Genomic DNA, 22,379 nt, shown 5'->3' with positions numbered 1-22,379 from the left:
TATCTGACTCTTTTTGTAAGTATCCTTAAGGAAATCTTAAGAATCAGATCACAATATGGACACAAACTTAAAAAAATGGCAGGATAATAAATATCAAATTTTAGTTTTTATGGAGGAAAATGGGGAAATGAAGAAAAGTTTCAAAACAGGCGTATGCAAAGCTTTAACAACAATTGCATGCGCTACATTTATGTTTGCAGGTGCGCTTGGACTTGGTTCCATAACTGCAAAGGCTGCAACAAAAAATCTGTCTGTAGATCTTAGTAATGGTAAGACAGTAGGCTTTAGTGAAAAGGATTTAGATGGTGTTACTGATCCTAACAATATTCCCAAGGGAGTTAGTGATAGCTATGCAGTTATGTTTTCTGTACTTACATATGATTGGAAGTTTACAGAAAAATATCAGGATTCCAGACATGCTACATCAGTTTTATCAAACAATCCTTATCAGGGAATTCTTTTAGAGCAGTCTGATGGATATACAGTAAAAATATCTGCTCTTAATGGCTCAACAGGTACAGGTACATATGTAATTAACAAGAAGACTATAATGCAGAATCCTGAGTGCACAGAGAGGGAAGCACTGATCATGCTTATGTTTCTTGATGAAGTAACAGGCGGCGATACAAATAGAAATATATATTCACAAGAGGACCTTGATGCACTTGGAAACCTTGAGTTCAATGTTGAAATCAAATATTCAGATGCTCCGATTATTGCAAACAACAGAGTAAACGCTGCTCCTGCAGTATCATTCGTGCCCGGAAGAGAGTTCCAGGATAACGGCATCAATTACCGTATTATGGATGCTGCCGGTAACTTGAGCGCAATCAGCCTTGCAACAGCTTCTAAGGAAGTTACCATTCCTGAAACAGTAAAACTTGCAGGCTTCAACCTTAATGTAACAGACATCGCTCGGAACTTCATGAAGGGCAATAAGAAGACTAAGAAGGTTACAATCGGCGCTAATGTTACTTCTATCGGCAAGGAAGCATTCTACAAATGTAAGAAGCTTAAGAAGGTAACAGTTAAGTCAACAAAGATCGCATCATTTGGCAAGAAGGCATTCGGTAAGGATGCTAAGAACTTCAAACTGAAGATGCCTAAGAGTTGCAAGAAGGCTTATAAGAAGCTTCTTAAGAAGGCTAAGATTAAATTCTGATATTAAAATTTAAGTAAGATGGTTGATAAAATTTTATTTCATTAAAACTTACTTTTTTTGAAAAATTATGTTATTATATTAACCGCATGAAAAGTTTAGGGAACTGATCTTCAGATAAGTAGAGGGGACTTATCGTAAGGAGAGATCTGCTCTCAAGAGAGGAAAGAGGAAAAACGTATGAGAAAAGTATTAAAATCACTCGCTGGTATTGCTCTTGCATGTGCAATCACATTTACAGCAATGCCTCAGACAGCACACGCTGTTAGCTACTCAGCTAGCAAGCTCAACACAAACGCAAGTGCAGGCGGAAGCTACACAATCAAGACATACTTCCCTGGCATCGGTTATCAGAAGCTTAAGGTAAGATTTGATTCTATCACTAAGGATTATTATCTTCCTTACCTTTACAACGGAATGCTTAAGAAGGCAACAGTAGAGATGCACGTATCTGTTCCGAAGTCAACTCAGAACAAGATCAAGCACAACACAGTTAAGATTGTAAGATCAAGTAAGCACAGATGGGATGATATCATGTGCGGATGCTACCTTATCGATGCTACAACAGGTTGTGCTTATAACAGTTCAAACGCAGCAGGCAAGGTAAGATATGCTTATGGCTACTCACACAACAAGGAGTGGAAGACATTCAGACAGACAAGCGGTTACTACAGAGCAACTTACTATCTTGATACCAGCTGGGATACAAGCTACGAAGTACAGTACTACACAGCTAACGAAGGCAATATGCTCCTTGGTGTTGCTGGAACAAAGAAGGAAGTAACAAAGAACAGCTCTAAGGTTACTAATTTTGCAAACGGTAACGCACCTATCACAAGCTCAGCATTCTTCAAGAACAAGATGAAGAAGCTTTCTATCTGGACAAGACTTTAATTTATAGCTAGTTTTTCAGACAGATATAATGCGTTTAATAATCCCTGCAATTTCGATGAGGAATTGCAGGGATTTTATCTTGACAATAAATTAAAAATAAGGATAATTATTATTTAAAGGCTATGAACGGAATAAGTAGTTTAATGATTCAGCCACAGAGAGTTGCCGGTTGGTGAGAGGCGCGGATATGACCATTAGATGAATACCTCCGGGAGCTGCGCGGAAGAATGAGTTATCTAGTAAGCTGTGACGAGAACCGAGCGTTAGTCGGAAGAGTATGCGGAATATTTTCCTAGTACTTACTGAGGCATGAAGCGTGAGCTTTATGTAAATGAAGGTGGTAACACGGATTTAAACCCGTCCTTCGTAATCTATTAACGATTGCGCAGGGCGTTTTTTATTTTCAAAAATGCCCGAGCAGAAAAGGAAGGTGCAATATGCAGATTTATGAAGAACTTAAAAGAAGAGGACTTATCGCTCAGGTAACAGATGAAGAGCAGATAAGAGAGCTTGTTAACGCAGGAAAGGCTACATTCTACATCGGCTTTGACTGTACAGCAGACAGCCTTACAGCTGGTCACTTCATGGCTCTTACACTTATGAAGAGACTCCAGCAGGCAGGTAACAAGCCTATCGCACTTATTGGTGGCGGTACAACTATGATCGGTGATCCTTCAGGAAGATCCGACATGAGAAAGATGCTCACAAGAGAAGACATCGACCACAATGCTGAGTGCTTCAAGAAGCAGATGGAGAAATTCATCGACTTCGGCGAAGGCAAGGCTATGATGGTTAACAACGCTGACTGGCTCATGAACCTTAACTACATCGAGCTTTTAAGAGAGGTTGGTGCATGCTTTTCAGTAAATAACATGCTTCGTGCAGAGTGCTACAAGCAGCGTATGGAGAAGGGACTTTCCTTCCTTGAGTTTAACTACATGATCATGCAGTCCTACGACTTCTATTACATGTTCCAGAAGTACAACTGTAACTTAGAGTTTGGCGGTGACGATCAGTGGAGTAACATGCTTGGTGGTACTGAGCTCATCAGAAGAAAGCTCGGTAAGGACGCTCACGCTATGACAATTACTCTTCTTACAGACTCTCAGGGTAATAAGATGGGTAAGACAGCAGGTAACGCTGTATGGCTTGATCCTGAAAAGACATCACCCTACGATTTCTACCAGTACTGGAGAAACGTTGGCGATGCTGATGTTGATAAGTGCCTTAAGATGCTCACATTCCTTCCTATCGAGGAGATCGAGGAGATGGAGAAGTGGGAAGATTCCAGAATCAACGAGAAGAAGGAAATTCTTGCATTCGAGCTTACAAGCCTTGTTCATGGCAAGGAAGAGGCTCAGAAGGCTCAGGACGGCGCAAAGGCTCTCTTTGCAGGCGGCGGAGATCTCGCTAACGTACCTGCAGTTAATCTTAAGGAAGAGGACTTCAGAGACGGCGTTATCGATATCCTTCAGGTACTTGTTTCTTCAGGACTTTGCCCTACAAGAAGTGAGGCAAGAAGAGCAGTTCAGCAGGGTGGCGTAACCTTTGCTGATGAGAAGGTTACAGACTTCAAGACCACATACACAAAGGATACCTTTGCAGGTGACGGTGTTATGGTTAAGAGAGGAAAGAAGTCCTTTAAGAAGGTAGTATTTTAATGGTTTTATTTTTTGATATTGATGGAACTCTTTGGAACTATAAGAATGAGATAAATGAAAAGACAATCGAGGCAATCCGTACTGCCAGGGCTAATGGGCACAAGTGCTTCATTAACACAGGCAGGGCGAGAGCCTTTGTCACTAATGAAAAGCTCCTTAGTATCGGTTTCGATGGCATAGTTTCAGCCTGTGGAACGATGATCGAGTACAACGGAGAAGTGGTCTATAGCAGGCTTATTCCGACAGAGGATGCCATAAGGTCAATCGAGACTGTCCGTGAGTATGGCTTTAAGCCGATTCTGGAAGGCCCCAATCATCTGTATCTTGAACTTGAAGATTTCCAGGGAGACATGTATGGCGATAAGGTTATTAAGGAGATGGGAGATAAGCTCCGCGGCATAGATGAATGCTGGGGCAAATGGGAGATACAAAAGATGTCCTGCGCGACGGAGGTTCCCATTGAAAAAAGAGATGAATGCTTCGATAAACTCTCAGATCTTTACGAATACATGATCCATTCGGACAAGGTTGTTGAAATGGTTCCCAAGGGTTTTAATAAAGGCGTGGGCATAAAAGAGGTATGTGAGCTTTTGGGCGAGGATATAAAAAATACCTTTGCCTTTGGTGATAGCATTAACGATAAGGAAATGCTTCTTGCTGCCGGTGTTGGCGTAGGCATGGGAGACACCTATCATGACCTCTCTGAATTTGCGGATTATATCACAACCTCTCTTGAAAATGATGGTATCTGGAATGCCATGAAGCATTTTGAATTAATTTGACGAGCAATTATAAATTTGCTATCTTATTATAGGTAAAAGGGAGTAGTTATCATGCTTTGCATGTAACATTCATCCGTCAATACGGGAACATGGTTCCCCGGGTATGTTGTAATTAACGAGACTTTTACTGCAAAATCTGCAGTGAAAGTCTCTTTTTATGTTATTGCAGATTACTGTTTTTATAATATTTTCAAAACGAAAGGACTTAAAAAATGAAAACACTTGCAATTGTCTTATTTGTGGCCATGTACGTGGGCCTCATCGCTTTTCCCAAGAAACGTGCATTTATCGCTCTTGGAGTAGCTGCTATTTTCGTAGTTACAGGAATACTTCCTTACACAAAGGTATTCTCTGTCGTGGATTGGAACGTACTGCTCATGATATTCGGTACGCTTTTGCTTGTTGATTATTTTATTGAATCAAAGATGCCGAACCTCATTGCAGACCATCTGCTTGACCTTGCACCTAATGTGATGTGGGTCACAATTTATATGTCATTGTTTTCAGGACTTATATCTGCGTTTATTGATAACGTGGCAACACTTCTAATGGTAGCACCGGTTGGGCTTGCTATTTGTAAGAAGCTGAAAATCAATCCTGTATCCATGATAATTTCAATCGCTGTATCTTCAAACCTTCAGGGCGCTGCAACACTTGTAGGTGATACAACATCAATCATGCTTGGTGCATATGCAAAGATGGACTTTAATGACTTCTTCTGGATGAACGGAAGACCTGGTATTTTCTTCGCTGTTGAGCTTGGTGCACTTCTTACAGTACCGATTATGATGGCGCTTTTCAGAAAGGATAAAGAGCCTGTATCAGCAGAAGAGAAGACAGTTGTTAAGGATTATGTTCCTACAATCATGATGGTGGCACACGTTGTTCTTCTTATGGGAGCTTCATTTATTCCGGATAAGCCTGAGATAACAAATGGTGTTATCTGTCTTGTTTGCTCACTTATCGGTATTGTATGGGAGTACTTCAAGGATCACGATACAGAGCGTATCAAAAATGTTGTTAAGAACCTTGACTATGACACAGTTCTTCTTCTTACAGGTTTGTTCATGGTAATTGGTGGTGTTACAGAGGTAGGACTTGTGGATGATCTTGCAGGACTTATTGTTAAGGCAGGCGGTAATAACATTTTCCTTCTGTTTACTATTGTAGTTTGGGGATCGGTTCTTATTTCTGCGTTTATTGATAATATTCCTTATGTTGCTACAATGCTTCCTGTTTTACAGGGGGTTACCGCATCACTTGGAATCGCTCCCTACCTTCTTTATTTTGGACTCCTCTGCGGAGCAACACTTGGCGGAAACATCACTCCTGTCGGAGCAAGCTGCAACATTGCCGGTGTAGGAATGCTTAGAAAAGAGGGCTACGAGGTTAGCTTTAAGGACTTCACTAGAATCGGTATTCCTTTCACACTTGCTGCTGTTATAGGCGCATACGTTTTCCTGTGGGTGCTTTGGAGATAAACTCTGGAACATAAAAAGGTATAATAAAAAAGCTGAGAAGATAAATTATCATTTTCTCAGCTTTTATTTTTAATCATTTATGCTTTTAGATGGTAGTAATAAAAGTGAATTACTTAACCTTTATGCCCTTGATGCTTGACTTTGTAAAGAGCTTTTCATAGTTCTTCTTGCTGCTCTTAGGAGTCTTTACATAGAAATCCTTTGCATCTTTTCCGAAAGCTTTTCTTCCGAATGAAGTGATCTTGGTTGATTTGATCTTAACCTTCTTGAGCTTCTTGCAGTTCCAGAATGCCTGCTTACCGATTGTTGTAACGTTTTTACCAACTGTTACGTTCTTTACCTTCTTATTGCCTCTGATAAAGAAAGGAGCGATATCAGTAACATTCATAGTATAGCCTGAGTAAACAACTGAATCGGGAACATTAACTGTCTTTACACCTTTTGTAAGGTAGAGAGCTGTAAGATTACCCTTTGTGTTTGAAACGCGGTACTTGATTCCATCGGCATCAAATTCGTAGCCGGTCATGTAAGAAACAGTAGCAGCTCCGTTCACATTGTTTGTGATAAGAACCGGAAGTGAAGAGTACTTGATGGTTACAACAAATACGCTGTCGCCTGTGCCTTCTTTTCCGTTTACTACACGCTCGTAATCCTGCATGCGCTTTCTGGCACTTTCCTCAACATAAGGACGCCAGCTCTCAGGTAAGTTACTTCTCTTTAAAATGCTTGAAACGTAGGCATCCTTGGAAATGACATATTTTCCTGATCCTACGGAATTCTTAGCTGCGCTGAACTTCATGTTGTAGCCTGTTACTGAAGTGGTGATTGCCTGATAAGGGCTGTTGGATAAAACCAATGTAGCTTCAGTGTTAACAATTTCAGGACCATATACTTCAATTGCAGCAGTAATCATGAAAGCATCTTTGTAATCCTCGGAATAGGTCTGAGTCTCAGTACCGGTTTTCTTGGTGGTTACACGAGATCTCTCTCTGTAGTCGATTGTGACGCTCTTGCCGTTACTAAGATCAACTGAATAAGGAACATCAGCTGCCTTTGCAGAAATGGAATTAACCCCGTTCATCCCCGCAAAAATAAAAGCAGCGCATGCGATAGTGGCGAAGGCCTTGCACACGCCTAAGTTAAAACTTTTCTTCATACAAAATCCTCCCGTAATAAATATTAAGCAGATTTCATCTTGCCACTAAGTAAAGCCTGTGTCAATGCTTATGGAAACTGCTTATTTTTTAATCGTTGAGAAAACTACATTAATTATGATATAATACATTTCGATTTTGTGCAAAAATAAATGTTTGATTTAGACTTGAGGAGAATTAAATGAAAAAATTTGTATCCATCTTATGTGCAGGAGCAATTTTTATGACTGCTTTCACAGGCTGCGCTGGAAAGACTGAAGAAGCAGTACAGGATAATAATGAAGTAGTGACAGAGGAAGCTGTTGAAGCTGCTACTGAAGCTACTGAGGAGACAGTCGCAGAGACTACTGAAGCTGCAGAAGAAGTGGCAGCTGAGGAAGTTACTGAAGAAACTACAGAAGAAGAGGCTGATGAAGGTACCGAAGTGTCTGCAACAGAAGAAGTAACAGATGTTGATGCAAAGAGCGTTACAATAAGAGTTGGTTCACTTAAAGGACCCACAACAATGGGACTTGTAAACCTCATGAAGGCTTCAGAGAATGGTGAAACTGAGGGCAGCTATGAGTTTGATATGAAAATTCAGCCCGATGAGATCATGGCAGGAATTGTCGCAGGTAACATCGACATCGCACTTGTGCCTGCTAACATGGCAGCTGTTCTTTACAATAAAACTGAAGGCGGTGTAAGCCTTGTAGATATCAACACACTTGGTGTTCTTTACTGCGTGACAGGTGATGAGAGTGTTAAAAGCATTAAGGACCTTGCAGGAAAGACAGTAGTTTCTACAGGCCAGGGTGCATCACCTGAATATGTTCTCAGATATCTTCTTGATAAAAATGGCGTGACTGACTGTGATATGGAGTTTAAGTCAGAGGCGACTGAGATCGCAGCACTTCTTCAGGAAAATCCTACCAAGATCGCAGTTCTTCCCCAGCCCTTCGTGACTGTTGCAACTGCAAAGAACGAAGCACTTTCAGTAGCATTTTCACTTACAGATGAGTGGGATGCGGTTTCAGATGGCTCCAAGCTTCTTACAGGCGTTACTGTTGTAAGAAACGATTTCTTAAAGGAACATGGAGATGCTGTTAAGACTTTCATAGAAGAGCATGAGAGCAGCACTGAGAAGGCTAATTCAGATGTAGAAGCTACAGCTGAACTCGTAGCTGAGTATGGCATCATCGAGAAGGCTGAGATTGCAAAGAAGGCAATGCCCGAATGTAATATTGTATGCATTACTGGAGACGATGCAAAGACTGCGCTTTCAGGCTACCTTCAGGTGCTCTTTGATCAGGATCCCAAGTCAGTTGGCGGAAATCTTCCTGACGATGCATTTTATTCTCTTGACTGATTCAGAGTTAATCTTTACCTATAACTTATGCTGATTAGAAGCGATTGGGGGTCACTTTGAAAAACATAAAAAAGATATGCATAGCTGTATGCTGGCTTATGATATGGCAGATTGTGGCTGTGCTTATACACAACAAAATACTTCTTGCAGGACCGATAGAATCTGCGACTGCCCTTGTTAATATGGCAGGTACTCCTGATTTTGCGACTTCTGTTATTACCTCTGTTTTGCATATAGTTGCAGGTATAGTCATGGGAGCGGTGCTTGGAATACTTCTTGGAGCACTATCCCTTAAATTCAGACTGCTAGGGGATTTTGTATCACCCATAGTGACAGTACTTAAATCAGTTCCTGTAGCAAGCTTTGTAGTACTTATCCTGATATGGATCGGCAGTGACAATTTGTCAACCGTAATAGTGACACTTGTTGTGTTCCCGATTATATATCTTGCTACTACAAGCGGTTTTACTGCTGCAGATAAGGAACTTCTGGAGATGGCTCATGTATACAGAATGCCTACTCCGAATAAAATCAGATTCATATATATACCGGCTCTTATTCCTTCATATATCGGAGCATTTTCCGTAGCAGTGGGAATGGGCTTTAAGAGCGGAGCTGCGGCGGAGGTTATTGGCCAGCCACTTCTTACAATGGGTAACGGTCTTTACAGATCCAAGATAAACCTTGATACCGCCGAAGTATTCGCATGGACATTTACGATAGTTCTTGCTTCCTGGATTACCGAGAAAATCTTTTTACTATTGATTTTTATATGTAAAAAGATATTCATGCCCGGGGCACAAACCGCGGATAACAAATCCGGTAAGGAGGCTTAAATGACTATAGATCTTGAAAATATTTGCAAATCTTATGGCGAGTTAAACGTCCTTAAGGATTTCAATCTCGAGATAGAAGAGGATCATTCCTATGTTGTCACAGGACCGTCCGGCTGCGGTAAGACAACTCTGATAAGGATTCTTCTTAGTCTTGAAGAGCCTGACAGTGGGAAGGTTCATTTTATGGGGGATTACAAATATCCCTATCTGAATGCAGGAGTTGTTTTCCAGGAAAACAGACTTTGCGAGGATTTTACTCCTGTGCAGAATGTGGTTATGGTTAACCGCAAGAACTCTGCGAAGGTTGCAAGAGAAGAACTGTTAAAGCTTCTTCCTGCAGACTGCCTTGATAAGCCTGTATCACAGCTTTCCGGAGGCATGAAGAGACGAGTGGCTATCGTCAGAGCATGCTGTATTCCGTCAGATATGCTGATTCTTGATGAGCCCTTTACGGGACTTGACAGTGAGAACAGGAAAAAGGTTATCGATTACATAAGAGAGAAACAGGGCAGAAATCCTTTGCTTATTACGGCTCATGACACAGAGGGACTTGAGTTTTGCAGGAAAATTGAGCTTTAAGAACTTTTAATTTGTATATATAGGCATAAATGCTATTATATAAGTAGTTAATAACATTTTTTTATTAGAATTGGGAGATTTCTATGGTTACAAACGACAAGGGACTGGTAAGTTTTAAACACAAGATTATGGAGGAGGTTTGCCGTCTTGCCTGGAAGGGTGAACTTGATGAGGAGCACAAGGACAAGCTTGCATATGAGCTTGCACCGGGCCCGAAGCCTGAGTACAGATGCTGCGTTTATAAGGAGCGCGAGATCGTACGTCAGAGAATTCGCCTTGCCTGTGGACAGAGCACAACCTACAATAAGGATTCAAATAACATAGTTCAGGTTATTGATCCTGCTTGTGATGAGTGTCCTATTTCAGCATTTTCAGTAACTGATAATTGCCGTTTTTGTATTGGTAAAGCATGTCTTAACTCATGTAAATTCGATGCGATTCACCCCGGTGATGTAAGAATGCACATCGATTCCGCTAAATGTAAGGAGTGTGGAATGTGTGCAAAGGCCTGCCCTTACGGCGCAATCGTTCATCTTGAGCGTCCCTGCCACAAGGCTTGCCCTGTAGGTGCGATCACATATGATGAGTATGGCTATTGTAAGATAGACGAGGAAAAGTGTATCCAGTGCGGACACTGCATCCACAGCTGTCCTTTCGGAGCTATTGGATCAAAGACTTATCTTGTTCAGATAATTGAAGCTATCAAGGAAGGTAAGGAAGTAATCGCAATGTGCGCTCCTGCAACTGAGGGTCAGTTTGGTGAGAATATCACAATGGCTGCAGTTAAGAAGGCACTTATTAAGCTTGGCTTTGCAGATATGGTCGAGGTTGGACTTGGCGGCGATATGACAGCTGCTTATGAGTCTAAGGAATGGGCTGAGGCCTATGCTGAAGGCAAGAAGATGACAACATCATGCTGCCCTGCATTCATCAATATGCTTAAGAAGCACTTCCCTGAGCAGTTTGAGAACAACATGTCTTCAACTGTATCACCTATGTGTGCTATCTCAAGATATCTTAAGGCTACACGTCCCGGATGCGTTACAGTATTCGTTGGCCCTTGCATTGCTAAGAAGTCTGAGGCTCAGGATCCTAGCGTTCCGGATAATGCAGATTTCGTTGTTACCTATGGTGAACTCAGAGCTCTTATGAGATCTAAGGATATTGAGTTCGAGCCTGTTGAGGATGAGTATCAGGAATCTTCAATCTGGGGTAAGAGATTTGCTACAAGCGGTGGTGTTGCTAATGCTGTTATCGAGTGTATGCAGGAGAGAGGCGAGGATATCGGAGAACTTAAGCTCCACAGAGCTGCCGGCGGTATTGAGTGTAAGAAGGCACTGACACTTCTCAAGATGGGCAAGTTCCCTGATGACTTCATCGAAGGAATGGTTTGTCCCGGTGGCTGTGTAGGTGGTCCTTCCAAGCACAAGACTGAGACAGAGATCACTAAGGCAAGAGCAAGTCTCCTTGCTAAAGCTGATGGCAGAAAGGTTCTTGAGAACCTCAAGAACTATCCTATGGATAAGTTCTCTATGCACAGAGATGGTAAAAAAATAGATCTTCCAGATTGATTTTAACTGCAGACCCTCATTCGTCAGTGCTACTGGATGAATGAGGGTTTTATCATGTAAGCCTTCTCCTTTTGGTAGAAGGTGGCAGCGAAGCTGACGGATGAGGGCCATATTTATGAAACATTGATAATAATTTATCTATTCTTGAGTTAGCCTGTAGGTAAGTTGTATAATCTTAGGGCGTAATTAATATTCCTTTTACGCAATCCATTAATTTACATCAATACTTTAGGTATTTTTTACCAATTTTCATATTTAGGAGGAAGATAAAATGTACGGTTTTGGAGAAATGATTGCCAAGCTTAAGGCTAACCCAAAGACTATTGTATTTACAGAAGGAGAGGATCCCAGAATTCTTGAGGCTTCATCAAGATTACTTGCAGGTAACTTCTTAAAGCCCATACTTCTTGGTAATCCTGATGTAATCAACAGAAATGCTGAGGAAGAAGGCTACAATATCAGAGGCGCGCAGATCATTGATCCCAGAAACTATGATGATTTCGAAGAGATGGTTAATGAGTTTGTAGAGATTCGTAAGAGCAAGGGTATGACACCTGAGCAGGCACGTGAGATTCTTTCACAGTCTAACTATTTTGGAACAATGCTTGTAAAGATGAAGAAGGCTGACTGTCTTCTTGGTGGAGCTACATATTCGACAGCTGATACTGTTCGCCCTGCGCTTCAGATCATTAAGACTAAGCCCGGCAACAGTGTAGTATCTTCATGCTTCATTCTTGTTCGCCCTTCAGCTATCGGTGATAACGAGGTTATTGCTATGGGTGACTGCGCTATTAACATTGATCCTACAGAGGATGAGCTTGTTGAGATTTGTGGCGAGACAGTTGAGTGTGCTAAGGCATTCGGCGTAGATCCCAAGGTTGCATTTCTTTCATTCTCAACTAAGGGATCAGCAAAGAGCCCTTCAGTTACAAAGATGCAGAACGCAACTATTAAGGCAAAGGAAAAGTATCCTGAACTTCCTATCGAAGGCGAGCTTCAGTTTGATGCTGCAGTTTCACCGAAGGTTGCCAGAGTTAAGACTCCCGATTCACCTGTAGCCGGACATGCAAATACATTCATTTTCCCTAACATCGATGCAGGTAACATCGGTTACAAGATTGCACAGCGTATGGGTAACTTCGAGGCATATGGTCCTATTCTTCTTGGACTTAACGCGCAGATCAATGACCTTTCAAGAGGCTGCAATGCTATAGAGGTTTACTCAATGGCTATTATTACTGCAACTTTGGCGTAATTGAGAGGATTTATGGAATACAAAGATTACATGGTGAGGGCTACTGCTGCCAATGCGCAGATAAGAGCCTTCGCAATCACATCAAGGAATCTGGTGGAAGAGGCCAGAAAAATTCACGATCTTAGTCCTATCTGCAGTGCAGCTCTCGGAAGACTTATGAGCGGCGCACTCATGATGGGCGATATGCTTAAAAATGAGAAGGATGCACTTACCATTACCATCGATGGTGATGGCCCTATTGGCGGACTTCTCGCAACTGTTAACAACAGAGGCCAGGTAAAGGGCTACGTTAAGAATAACCAGGTGGCACTTCCTAACAATGAGGGCGGACACCTGAATGTAGGCGGAGCTGTAGGTAACGGAACACTTACTGTTACCAGGGACCTTGGTCTTAAGGACCCTTATGTAGGAACAATCCAGCTTCTCTCAGGAGAGATTGCAGACGACCTTACCTGCTATTTTGTTGAATCAGAGCAGATCCCTTCATCAGTGGGATTGGGCGTTCTTGTTAAAAATGATTTCTCTATTATGGAAGCCGGTGGCTTCATAGTTCAGCTTATGCCCGGTGCTTCAGAAGAGACTATCAGTAAGCTTGAGGGTAACATCCAGGGAATGAAGACCGTCACAGAAATCCTTAGAGATGGAAAGAACCCTGAGGAGCTTCTTGCTATGGTTCTTGATGGCTTTGATTATGAGATCACAGCCAATATGCCCGTGGAATTCCACTGTGGATGCGACAGAGACAGAGTAGAGAGAGCTCTTATTCTTCTGGGTAAAAAGGAATTGCAGAACCTTGCTGACGACGAGGAAGATGTAGAAATAAAGTGTCATTTCTGTGGAAAGGCATATTCCTTTACTCCGGATGAACTTAGGAATATGCTTGTAAAAGCGAAATAAAAAGGCATATAAAAATAAACGCACTAAATTGGTGCGTTTATTTTTTACCTTAGATATGAATTTTAGTGTTCTTCTTTTGTGAGAGTGGCCAAAAGAGCTTCTAGTTCTGCTATTCGTGCATCTTTTTCAGTCAAGGCATTATCTTTTTCAGCCAGAGCGGCATCCTTTGCAGCGATAGTGCGCTCATATTCACCCTTCAAAACATCGATATCAATTTTGGATAACATATATTCTGTCCTCCATTTCTATCTTTTATTGTAGTCGAAAAGAGTATATAAAACTACGGATTTCGGCTTTATTTAATAAAATAATTTGTTTTGGAATCCTGCAGAATAAATTTCTGCGAAAGATAAACAAGATGCATTTATCATGCGAGACTCATGATTGATATTTTGCGGCAATTTATCAAAAAAGTATTGACATCTTGCGGCAATTTATCAAAAAAAGCGTTGATATCTTGCGGCAATTTATTCATACTTATGTGAAGATTAAAAATAAAGTGAGACTATATGCATCTTATACGAGACGTTTACACAAGAAACAGAATATATTATTACCTATATACAATAAAGAGTGTTTTTTTTCGCCAACTTGATGGAGTGACCATCCGAGGACTGCTCTTTATGCTCATTGGCGAAGCTCTTTTACTATGCGCGGCTTGGTTTTTGTTTTTTAAAAAGAAAAATACTCCAATAAGGAGAATAATACATTACTACCTCTTAATGGCATATGCCGGATTTATCTTATCCGTTACAATCCTAAGGCGCCCATTAGGCTCCAGAGAAAAGGTGATGAATCTTTACATTGACATAGGCCTTGGAAGAACGGGCTATTGGCTATGGTGGTGTCTATTTATCACCTTTTTGAATGTGATTCTATTTATTCCCTGGGGAATCCTTATTGGTCCGTTATTTAGAAAAAAAGGTTATCTGAAAGGAATATTTATCACGACTGCCATAGGATTTTTTACAAGCCTTATGGTGGAATGCATACAGTATAAGACCGGGACCGGGTTCTTTGAATTGACGGATCTTATGACAAATACTATAGGCACATTTATTGGTGCAGTGCTGGCCTTGCCCATCAACCGACTATTTCGCAAGTAAGAAGCGGAGTGGTCGGTTTTGCAATATTTGGGGATATTCCATTTTTGTCAATAAAGTGAGACAATATATATCAGAAACGAAAGATATACTTGTAAACATAAATGATACTGACATTTCTTTGGAAATAGATAAGGAAGTTCAGCAGAAGAATATAATAGCGGATGCAGTTTCTAAAGCCGTTGATTATTGCATTGACAATGATATCCTTCGGGATTTCTTTGAACAGCACAGGCAGGAGGTAATTGATATGGGAATCTTAGGGTATACAGCTGAAGGTCATATGGAAGGCATTCGTGAAGAGGGGGTTGAGCAAGGATATGACGAAGCAAAGAAGGAAGATGAAATAATTATAACTAAGAGCCCGGATATTTTTTGTCCGGGCTCTTTGATATTATTTAAACTATATTTGTGAGAAATTAAGTGTTGTTAAAATATTCTAATAATTTATGAAGAAATCCATATTCTCTGCCTTTGTTCAAAGGCGAAAAATCCATTTGTGAAATACGACAAAAATATCAATAGAATTTAATTAATATTCTTTCTAAGTGTCAATTGTCCAAATTATAAAATTATTATAAACTCTTTAGTGGATTATATGTAATGTTAGATTTAATAATTCTGCACTGGTGTGACGAAATACGCTTGATTACGCCAAATATAGAGCAGATACGGTGGAGTGTTTAGATGAAAGTTTTAATGGTTAACAAATTTCTCTATCCCAACGGAGGATCAGAGACATATATTTTCAAGCTTGGTGCAGCGCTTGTGGGAGAAGGACACCAGGTTGAGTACTTCGGAATGGAACACGAGGGCAGATGCGTTGGCAATAACGTGGACGCCTATACCTCTGATATGGATTTCCATAATGCCAGCAAGCTGGAGAAAATGACATATCCATTAAAAACAATATATTCCAAGGATGCCAGAAACAAGATAAGGCTTGTACTTGATGACTTCAAGCCGGATGTAGTGCATCTCAACAATTTCAATTATCAGCTCACCCCATCCATAATTCTCGAGATAGTTAAATGGAGAAAAGAGAATAAGAGAAAGTGCAGAATAGTATTCACCGCGCATGATTATCAGCTCGTGTGTCCTAATCACATGTGTAACAATCCGAACACACATGAGAACTGCGAGAAGTGTCTTGGTGGTAACTTTATAAACTGCACCAAGGGCAAATGCATCCACGGAAGCACAGCCAAGAGCTTTATCGGTACACTCGAAGCTACCTATTGGAAGAAGAGAGGAACCTATAAATATATAGATAAATTCATCTGTTGTAGCCAGTTCATGAAAAGCAAGCTCGACAGTAATCCTCTTTTTGCTAAGAAAACTGTCGCAATTCACAACTTCATCAAACCGGTTAAGTGGGTTGAGACAGCTAAGGAAGATTACATCCTTTATTTCGGAAGATACTCTGAGGAAAAGGGTATCAGAACACTTATCGAAGCAGCAAGGAGAATGCCTGAGGTTAACTTTATTTTCGCAGGCAAAGGACCACTCGAGAACGAGCTTAGCGGAATAGAGAACATCGAGAACGTAGGCTTTAAGACAGGCGAGGAGCTCGCTAATCTTATACGAAAAGCGAAGGCTTCCATATATCCTTCTGAATGGTATGAAAATTGCCCATTCTCAGTAATGGAATCACAGCTCTTTGGAACACCGGTTATCGGTGCTGACATAGGCGGAATTCCTGAACTCATAAGAGTAGGCGAGACCGGACTTTTATATAGAAGCGGAGATGTGGACGCACTTTGTGATTGCATCCATGAAATCTGGCAGGATGATGCAAAGGCTAAGGCAATGCATGAAGCATGCAAGACACTGAGCTTTGACACAATTGATGAGTATTTAGAGAAAATATTGAAGATTTATCAGGATTGATACCGGTAAATCTCAAGCAATATATAGATGGATTTTTTAAAAGAAAGAGGAGATAAAATGGCAGAGAAGAAACTTAACGGTACAGTAATCGTAACTTACAGATGTAACGCACGTTGCTCAATGTGCAACAGATACAAGGCGCCCAGTAAGCCTGAGGAAGAGATTTCAATTGAGACAATCAAAAAGCTTCCTAAGATGTACTTCACAAACATCACTGGTGGTGAGCCTTTCATCAGAACAGATATTAAGGATATTGTACGTGAACTTTATAAAAAGTCTGATCGTATCGTTATTTCTACCAATGGTTTCTTCACTGACCGTATCGTAGATCTTTGTAAGGAATTCCCTCAGATTGGTATCAGAATTTCAATCGAAGGACTTGAGAACACAAACAACGAAATCAGAGGTCTTGAGAATGGTTACCAGAGAGGATACCAGACTCTTAAGAAGCTTCGTGAAATGGGTATGAAGGACGTTGGATTTGGTATGACAGTTCAGGATAAAAATGCTCCTGATCTTGTACCTCTTTACAAGCTTTCTGATGAGATGGGAATGGAGTTTGCTACAGCATCTCTTCATAACAGCTTCTACTTTGTTGAGGCAAAGAACATCATCAAGGATCGTCCTATGGTAGCTCAGAATTTTGAGAACCTTGTTAATGAGCTTCTTGCAAGCAAGAGCCCTAAGAAATGGTTTAGAGCATACTTCAACCATGGACTTATCAACTACATCTATGGACAGAAGAGACTTCTTCCTTGTGATATGTCCTTTGATACATTCTTCATTGACCCTTATGGAGATGTTATGCCTTGTAACGGTACAAAGGATAAAGAGGTTATGGGTAACCTTAATGAGCAGAGTTGGGATGAGCTTTGGAGCTCACCTGAGGCAGAGTCAGTTCGTAAGAAAGTTCGTTGCTGCGACAGAGATTGCTGGATGATCGGCTCAGTTTCTCCTGCTATGCATAAGTACATCTGGGTTCCTATGTGGTGGGTAATCACTCATAAGCTTAAGTTCTGGACAAAACATAAGTACAGCATGTATGAGAACAAGATTGTTCGTGATCTCAGAGATGGCAAGGTGACTAAAGAAGAGCTTGATAAGTGCAGTACATGTGATATGAACTGCGTAATTAACAATGGTCTTTCTGCAGCTTCAATGGAGCAGCTTAAGAATAAGACCGGTGAAGAGATTGTTGATGCTGATATTGCAGCACAGATGGCGGAGTAATTAGAAATATATATAGATTTGAGAAATGGAGAATATGAGAGAGTTTAAAGATATAAAAGTAGCTGTTGCCGGTACTGGTTATGTTGGATTATCAATTGCAACACTGCTTTCACAGCATCATAAGGTTACAGCAGTTGATATAGTGCCTGAAAAGGTAGAAATGATAAATAAAAGAAAATCACCAATTCAGGATGAATATATTGAGAAATATTTTGCGGAAAAAGAATTGGACTTGGTTGCGACACTTGATGCAAAAGAGGCATATTCTGATGCGGATTTTGTAGTTATTGCTGCTCCAACAAATTATGACAGCAAAAAGAACTTTTTTGATACTTCTGCTGTAGAGGCGGTGATCAAACTTGTTATTGAATATAACCCTGACGCAATAATGGTTATTAAAAGTACTATACCGGTAGGATTTACATTATCGGTTAGAGAAAAATATCATTGCGATAACATAATTTTTAGTCCGGAATTCTTGAGGGAATCTAAAGCTTTGTTTGACAATTTATATCCGAGCAGAATTATTGTGGGAACTGATCCTGAGAATGCTAGGCTTGTTAAGGCAGCGAATGTATTTGCTGAACTACTTCAGGAAGGCGCTATAAAAGAGGATATAGAGACTCTTTTCATGGGATTTACTGAGGCTGAGGCGGTTAAATTATTTGCCAATACATATCTTGCTTTAAGAGTAAGTTATTTCAATGAGCTTGATACTTATGCTGAGATGAAGGGTTTAAAGACTGAACAGATAATTAAGGGAGTATGTTTGGATCCTAGAATAGGAAGTCATTATAACAATCCTTCATTTGGATATGGCGGCTATTGTTTGCCTAAGGATACAAAACAGCTCTTAGCCAATTACGAGGATGTTCCGGAAAATCTTATTGAGGCCATTGTACTGAGTAATAAAACACGAAAAGATTTCATTGCTGATCGTGTACTTGAGACAGCTGGGGCGTATGAAGCAAATGATGCTTGGAACTTAAGCAAAGAAAAAGAAACGATAATTGGCGTATATAGACTTACTATGAAGAGTAATAGCGACAATTTCCGACAGAGCAGCATACAGGGAGTTATGAAGCGCATCAAGTCAAAGGGGGCAACTGTAATTATTTATGAACCAACACTCAAAGATGGAGATACTTTCTTTGGTAGTAAGGTAGTGAATGATTTTGATGAGTTTAAAAAAATGTCACAGGCCATTATTGCTAATAGGTATGATAGCTGTTTGGATGATGTAGCGGATAAGGTTTATACGAGAGATCTGTTTAGAAGAGATTGATGCTGTGATGGAGGAGTTGATATGAATATCCTGATTATTAGAAATTATCCTAGCTATATGGATGTTTTGAATAATACATATAATATTCAGGAGATAGGCCTAGCTAAGGCACTAATAAGAAAGAATAATCGCTGCGATATCCTTTTTTGGACTGATAAAGAAGAAAAAGATGTAGATTTAAATTTTGATGGTGGGGTAGTACATGTTTATTACAGACATGGAAAAACTGCATTAAAAAATACAGTTTTTACTTCATGTGATTCAATAATCGAAAAATATGATGTTTTGCAGACTGCTGAGTATAATCAAATGCAATCATGGCTCTGTGCAAAGAAATACCAGCAAAAAGCAATAATATATCATGGCCCGTATTATTCTTCATTTAATAAGCGATACAACTTGATGTGCTCGGTTTTTGATAAGTTTTTTCTTAAGCGTTATCTGAAGTTGAATACACATTTTTTGGTTAAGAGTGAATTGGCTAAGGACTTCTTGGTGCAAAAAGGCATTCATGAAGAAAATATAACAGTTGCAGGCGTTGGAATAGATACGCAAATGCTTTCAAATGTAGGTGAAGCATGTGAGGAATCAATCTATTTAAAAATGCGTCAATATTCTGGAAAAAAAATACTGTATATTGGACGCTTTGAAGAGAGAAGAAATATTCCGTTTATATTGCATGTATTCAAAAAGGTTAAGCAGATTAATCCAGATACAAAATTGTTTCTTATAGGAAATGGTGATAATGACTATTTGGATGCTGTTTGGAAAATTGCAAAAGAATTGAATATTTTTGAAGATATCGAGTATCAACAGCAGCTAGAGCAAAAATATATGGCTGAAATATATAAATTAGCAGATTGTTTTATGCTACCAACACATTATGAAATATTTGGAATGGTATTATTAGAAGCAATGTTTTATGGAAATATTGTGTATACAACAAATAATGGTGGATCGAGTACTTTGATAGAAAATGGGAAGAATGGTTTCATATTTGATTCCTTTAATTCAGATGAGTGGTGTAAAAAAATTGTTGATATTTTCGATAATAAAAAATTGAGAGATGATATTTCTGAAATGGCTACAAAGACTATCTCAACACATTTTACTTGGGACGCTCTTTCAGAGAGTTTTGTAAGCGCATATGAATTAGTAGGAGAGTCAAAAAAATAGTACTAATACGGATTTCTAAAAGATTTTATGATGTGCATTTTATGGAAGTAGATCAAAAGATGTTTAATTAAATATCTTTTATGGTTAAGTAGATTATCATACATAAAGAATCAAAAATGTAAAGGATTAAGGTGAATTATGTACAAAATAGCATATATTGTCCCTTATTTTGGGAAGCTTCCAAAAGGATTTAAAGCTTGGTTGGCAACATGTTCTACTAATGATGATATTGATTGGATAATTATTACTGACGATGATGAAGAATATGATTATCCCAAGAATGTAAAAGTATATAAATCTTCCTTTGAAGAACTAAAAAAAAGAATTGCATCAATGTTTGATTTTGAAATCTGCTTAGACAGACCATGGAAGCTATGTGATTTTAGGCCTGCTTTTGGAGAGATTTTTGCTTCTGAATTACAGGGATATGATTTTTGGGGATACTGTGATACGGATTTGATTTGGGGGAATATTCGTAAGTTTGTAAATGAAGATATTCTTGACAAGTACGATAAAATTGGATTCCAAGGTCATTCTACAGTATATCGCAATACGACTGACGTGAATAAAAGATATAAAGTAATAGCACCCGGAATTATAAACTATAAAACAGCTTTTTCATGTGAAAAAGGTTGTTGCTTTGATGAAGTTGGTATATCCAATATTTATGAATGGTTACACATTCCATATTACAGAGAAACAAATTTTGCGCATCTTGATATGTTCTCGACAAGTTTCTTCCTTGGACATCTTCCCCAAAATGAAGATTATAAAAATCGATATCAAGTTTTTATATGGGAAAATGGCAAGCTTGAGCGAGTGTATCTGCATGAAGGGGCATTACATTATGAAGAGTATATGTATTTACATTTCTTTTGTAGGCCTATGAAATATTGTGCTGATAATTATGATAAGGACAGTGTGTTTGTTATTTATCCTGATCGGCTTATTAATCTAGATAAAAGCAGAGTAGATGTCTCTTTTGTTAAGAAGCACGGAAGATGTTCTGCATTACATTTTTATTGCGCTGTTTTTTGGGAAAGAAGAAAAAAGCTGACTATTAAGAAGGTTATCAAGGCATTAAGAACAAAGATAAAAAATAATATTACTAGAAGCAATTCGAAGGCGGCTGTAAAAGCTTCTATAGTTTCATGACATGAGGAAAAAAATGATAGGCGAATTTACTTATAAGCTTATAGGAAAAGAATCAGAACAAAATAAAATTATTGATATAAAGAATAGAATAGTGCGGAAAATAGGGTCTCGAATAATACCATTAGGGTATATCATGACACCAGTGAAATTAAGAGAAACAACGAAAAATGTCATTATTAGTCTAACTACATATGGTGAACGCGCTGATACGGTTTGGATTACAATTGAAAGCTTGTTTCGCCAGAAAGGTGAACGAGCAAATGTTGTTCTGTGGTTATCCGAGAATGAGTTTTCTGCTAATAATTTACCGAAAAATATAAATAAACTAGTAAAAAGAGGCCTTGAAGTCCGTTTTTGTAAGGATATCAAGTCATATAAAAAAATATTTTATTGTGCAAAAGAAAATAGAGAAAAAATAATAATTACTGTAGATGATGATTGTATTTATCCGCCTTATTTTTTAAAAAAATTGTTAAAAGCTAATGAAGACTATCCAGATACAGTATGCTGCTATAGATGTAATAAAATGATCCTAAAGAATGGTAAATTAGCGCCATATTCCTCGTGGGTAAGCGGTGATGATTATAGTGCAATACCAAGACATGACATAGTAGCGACTGGGTGCGGAGGCGTTCTTTATCCGGCCTTCTTTTTTAAAAAAAATGATTTGAATAATATGGCATTTTGTAAAATAGCGCCTAATGTTGATGATATGTGGCTAAAATGCTTGGAACTAAAGAATAACTATAAAGTATGTCAGATAGTTTGTGAATATCAGGGATGGATAGCTGTTAGAGGAACAAAAAAAACAGCATTATACAATACTAATGTTTGTGAGAATAAAAATGATATTTATTTTAACAAATTACTTGAGTATTACAATTTAGACATTAATACATTTATTACTGAGTAAAGGAAGTGAT

21 protein-coding genes and 1 other annotated feature are annotated in these 22,379 nt (G+C 39.2%); of the genes, 19 read left to right on the top strand and 2 right to left on the bottom strand.

Going from position 1 to position 22,379, the window contains the following annotated elements:
• Nucleotides 1–127: 127 nt before the first annotated feature.
• The 5 genes from G601_RS0116835 to G601_RS0116815 all read left to right on the top strand — a co-directional run bounded on the left by G601_RS0116835 (nucleotide 128) and on the right by G601_RS0116815 (nucleotide 5,977).
• Nucleotides 128–1,162, top strand: a complete 1,035-nt coding sequence (locus G601_RS0116835) for a leucine-rich repeat protein (protein WP_026666033.1) — start codon at nucleotides 128–130, stop codon at nucleotides 1,160–1,162.
• Nucleotides 1,163–1,339: 177 nt separating this feature from the next.
• A complete protein-coding gene (locus G601_RS0116830; RefSeq protein ID WP_026666032.1) occupies nucleotides 1,340–2,053 on the top strand; it encodes a hypothetical protein in 714 nt (237 codons plus the stop codon).
• 113 nt (nucleotides 2,054–2,166) lie between these two features.
• Nucleotides 2,167–2,421: a binding site (T-box leader), on the top strand.
• Nucleotides 2,422–2,490: 69 nt separating this feature from the next.
• Nucleotides 2,491–3,714 (top strand): tyrosine--tRNA ligase, encoded by a 1,224-nt coding sequence (tyrS, locus tag G601_RS0116825; RefSeq protein WP_026490897.1) that lies wholly within the window; start codon nucleotides 2,491–2,493, stop codon nucleotides 3,712–3,714.
• Nucleotides 3,714–4,496: a Cof-type HAD-IIB family hydrolase gene (locus G601_RS0116820; protein ID WP_035790851.1), complete on the top strand. Its 783-nt coding sequence runs from the start codon at nucleotides 3,714–3,716 to the stop codon at nucleotides 4,494–4,496. Before tyrS ends, G601_RS0116820 begins: the two co-directional genes overlap by 1 nt.
• A 212-nt stretch (nucleotides 4,497–4,708) precedes the next feature.
• Nucleotides 4,709–5,977 (top strand): SLC13 family permease, encoded by a 1,269-nt coding sequence (locus tag G601_RS0116815; protein ID WP_026666030.1) that lies wholly within the window; start codon nucleotides 4,709–4,711, stop codon nucleotides 5,975–5,977.
• Between the two features lie 109 nt (nucleotides 5,978–6,086).
• Here the strand turns inward: G601_RS0116815 and G601_RS0116810 are convergent, their stop codons facing one another.
• Nucleotides 6,087–7,133, bottom strand: coding sequence for a leucine-rich repeat protein (locus tag G601_RS0116810; protein WP_026666029.1), 1,047 nt, complete (start codon nucleotides 7,131–7,133; stop codon nucleotides 6,087–6,089).
• Nucleotides 7,134–7,312: 179 nt separating this feature from the next.
• Here G601_RS0116810 and G601_RS0116805 point away from each other — a divergent pair, with 179 nt between their 5' ends.
• The 6 genes from G601_RS0116805 to hslO all read left to right on the top strand — a co-directional run bounded on the left by G601_RS0116805 (nucleotide 7,313) and on the right by hslO (nucleotide 13,617).
• Nucleotides 7,313–8,479 (top strand): ABC transporter substrate-binding protein, encoded by a 1,167-nt coding sequence (locus G601_RS0116805; RefSeq protein WP_026666028.1) that lies wholly within the window; start codon nucleotides 7,313–7,315, stop codon nucleotides 8,477–8,479.
• Between the two features lie 56 nt (nucleotides 8,480–8,535).
• Entirely contained in the window at nucleotides 8,536–9,315 is a 780-nt protein-coding gene (locus G601_RS23855) for an ABC transporter permease (RefSeq protein WP_051205970.1), read from the top strand.
• A complete protein-coding gene (locus G601_RS0116795; protein WP_026666027.1) occupies nucleotides 9,316–9,894 on the top strand; it encodes an ABC transporter ATP-binding protein in 579 nt (192 codons plus the stop codon). It abuts the gene before it with no gap.
• 83 nt (nucleotides 9,895–9,977) lie between these two features.
• Complete coding sequence (locus G601_RS0116790) at nucleotides 9,978–11,465, top strand: 4Fe-4S dicluster domain-containing protein (protein WP_026490891.1); 1,488 nt, start codon at nucleotides 9,978–9,980, stop codon at nucleotides 11,463–11,465.
• Nucleotides 11,466–11,736: 271 nt separating this feature from the next.
• Entirely contained in the window at nucleotides 11,737–12,720 is a 984-nt protein-coding gene (pta, locus tag G601_RS0116785) for a phosphate acetyltransferase (protein ID WP_026666026.1), read from the top strand.
• Between the two features lie 12 nt (nucleotides 12,721–12,732).
• On the top strand, nucleotides 12,733–13,617 hold the full coding sequence (gene hslO, locus G601_RS0116780; RefSeq protein ID WP_026666025.1) for an Hsp33 family molecular chaperone HslO: 885 nt from the start codon (nucleotides 12,733–12,735) through the stop codon (nucleotides 13,615–13,617).
• Nucleotides 13,618–13,679: 62 nt separating this feature from the next.
• On the opposite strand, the gene G601_RS26540 is transcribed toward hslO, so the two are convergent.
• Nucleotides 13,680–13,844, bottom strand: a complete 165-nt coding sequence (locus tag G601_RS26540; RefSeq protein ID WP_196808908.1) for a hypothetical protein — start codon at nucleotides 13,842–13,844, stop codon at nucleotides 13,680–13,682.
• Between the two features lie 396 nt (nucleotides 13,845–14,240).
• On the opposite strand from G601_RS26540, the gene G601_RS25340 reads away from it, so the two are divergent.
• From G601_RS25340 to G601_RS25335, 8 genes are all read left to right on the top strand, one after another.
• Entirely contained in the window at nucleotides 14,241–14,723 is a 483-nt protein-coding gene (locus tag G601_RS25340) for a VanZ family protein (RefSeq protein WP_196808907.1), read from the top strand.
• A gap of 118 nt (nucleotides 14,724–14,841) precedes the next feature.
• A complete protein-coding gene (locus G601_RS0116765; RefSeq protein WP_155829399.1) occupies nucleotides 14,842–15,135 on the top strand; it encodes a hypothetical protein in 294 nt (97 codons plus the stop codon).
• A 272-nt stretch (nucleotides 15,136–15,407) separates the two neighbouring features.
• The gene (locus G601_RS26995; protein WP_026490886.1) at nucleotides 15,408–16,610 is read left to right on the top strand and encodes a glycosyltransferase; all 1,203 of its coding nucleotides are present in this window, start codon (nucleotides 15,408–15,410) and stop codon (nucleotides 16,608–16,610) included.
• A 57-nt stretch (nucleotides 16,611–16,667) separates the two neighbouring features.
• Nucleotides 16,668–17,840, top strand: a complete 1,173-nt coding sequence (locus G601_RS26990; RefSeq protein ID WP_026490885.1) for a radical SAM protein — start codon at nucleotides 16,668–16,670, stop codon at nucleotides 17,838–17,840.
• Nucleotides 17,841–17,874: 34 nt separating this feature from the next.
• Nucleotides 17,875–19,125 carry a nucleotide sugar dehydrogenase gene (locus tag G601_RS0116750; protein WP_026490884.1) on the top strand — a complete coding sequence of 417 codons (1,251 nt, stop codon included), beginning with the start codon at nucleotides 17,875–17,877 and terminating at the stop codon, nucleotides 19,123–19,125.
• Between the two features lie 21 nt (nucleotides 19,126–19,146).
• Nucleotides 19,147–20,301 (top strand): glycosyltransferase family 4 protein, encoded by a 1,155-nt coding sequence (locus G601_RS0116745; protein ID WP_026490883.1) that lies wholly within the window; start codon nucleotides 19,147–19,149, stop codon nucleotides 20,299–20,301.
• A 138-nt stretch (nucleotides 20,302–20,439) separates the two neighbouring features.
• Nucleotides 20,440–21,456, top strand: coding sequence for a DUF6625 family protein (locus G601_RS0116740; protein WP_026490882.1), 1,017 nt, complete (start codon nucleotides 20,440–20,442; stop codon nucleotides 21,454–21,456).
• Nucleotides 21,457–21,469: 13 nt separating this feature from the next.
• Nucleotides 21,470–22,369: a glycosyltransferase gene (locus G601_RS25335; RefSeq protein WP_051200550.1), complete on the top strand. Its 900-nt coding sequence runs from the start codon at nucleotides 21,470–21,472 to the stop codon at nucleotides 22,367–22,369.
• Nucleotides 22,370–22,379 lie beyond the last annotated feature (10 nt).

Source organism: Butyrivibrio sp. FC2001, from assembly GCF_000424125.1.
GTDB lineage: Bacteria > Bacillota > Clostridia > Lachnospirales > Lachnospiraceae > Butyrivibrio.
The sequence above is the reverse complement of the archived record's forward strand: the minus strand, read 5'-3'. Positions and strand labels throughout refer to the sequence as shown.

What these genes read in the sequence shown, in the direction of transcription:
- G601_RS26990 (WP_026490885.1), top strand. Translation starts at nt 16,668, where the DNA reads ATGGCAGAGAAGAAACTTAACGGTACAGTAATCGTAACTTACAGATGT.
- G601_RS0116810 (WP_026666029.1), bottom strand. Translation starts at nt 7,133, where the DNA reads ATGAAGAAAAGTTTTAACTTAGGCGTGTGCAAGGCCTTCGCCACTATC.
- G601_RS26540 (WP_196808908.1), bottom strand. Translation starts at nt 13,844, where the DNA reads ATGTTATCCAAAATTGATATCGATGTTTTGAAGGGTGAATATGAGCGC.
- G601_RS0116745 (WP_026490883.1), top strand. Translation starts at nt 19,147, where the DNA reads ATGAATATCCTGATTATTAGAAATTATCCTAGCTATATGGATGTTTTG.
- G601_RS0116815 (WP_026666030.1), top strand. Translation starts at nt 4,709, where the DNA reads ATGAAAACACTTGCAATTGTCTTATTTGTGGCCATGTACGTGGGCCTC.
- G601_RS0116750 (WP_026490884.1), top strand. Translation starts at nt 17,875, where the DNA reads ATGAGAGAGTTTAAAGATATAAAAGTAGCTGTTGCCGGTACTGGTTAT.
- G601_RS25340 (WP_196808907.1), top strand. Translation starts at nt 14,241, where the DNA reads ATGCTCATTGGCGAAGCTCTTTTACTATGCGCGGCTTGGTTTTTGTTT.
- G601_RS0116805 (WP_026666028.1), top strand. Translation starts at nt 7,313, where the DNA reads ATGAAAAAATTTGTATCCATCTTATGTGCAGGAGCAATTTTTATGACT.
- G601_RS0116795 (WP_026666027.1), top strand. Translation starts at nt 9,316, where the DNA reads ATGACTATAGATCTTGAAAATATTTGCAAATCTTATGGCGAGTTAAAC.
- G601_RS0116740 (WP_026490882.1), top strand. Translation starts at nt 20,440, where the DNA reads ATGTACAAAATAGCATATATTGTCCCTTATTTTGGGAAGCTTCCAAAA.
- pta (WP_026666026.1), top strand. Translation starts at nt 11,737, where the DNA reads ATGTACGGTTTTGGAGAAATGATTGCCAAGCTTAAGGCTAACCCAAAG.
- G601_RS0116790 (WP_026490891.1), top strand. Translation starts at nt 9,978, where the DNA reads ATGGTTACAAACGACAAGGGACTGGTAAGTTTTAAACACAAGATTATG.
- G601_RS0116820 (WP_035790851.1), top strand. Translation starts at nt 3,714, where the DNA reads ATGGTTTTATTTTTTGATATTGATGGAACTCTTTGGAACTATAAGAAT.
- G601_RS0116830 (WP_026666032.1), top strand. Translation starts at nt 1,340, where the DNA reads ATGAGAAAAGTATTAAAATCACTCGCTGGTATTGCTCTTGCATGTGCA.
- G601_RS25335 (WP_051200550.1), top strand. Translation starts at nt 21,470, where the DNA reads ATGATAGGCGAATTTACTTATAAGCTTATAGGAAAAGAATCAGAACAA.
- G601_RS26995 (WP_026490886.1), top strand. Translation starts at nt 15,408, where the DNA reads ATGAAAGTTTTAATGGTTAACAAATTTCTCTATCCCAACGGAGGATCA.
- tyrS (WP_026490897.1), top strand. Translation starts at nt 2,491, where the DNA reads ATGCAGATTTATGAAGAACTTAAAAGAAGAGGACTTATCGCTCAGGTA.
- hslO (WP_026666025.1), top strand. Translation starts at nt 12,733, where the DNA reads ATGGAATACAAAGATTACATGGTGAGGGCTACTGCTGCCAATGCGCAG.
- G601_RS0116835 (WP_026666033.1), top strand. Translation starts at nt 128, where the DNA reads ATGAAGAAAAGTTTCAAAACAGGCGTATGCAAAGCTTTAACAACAATT.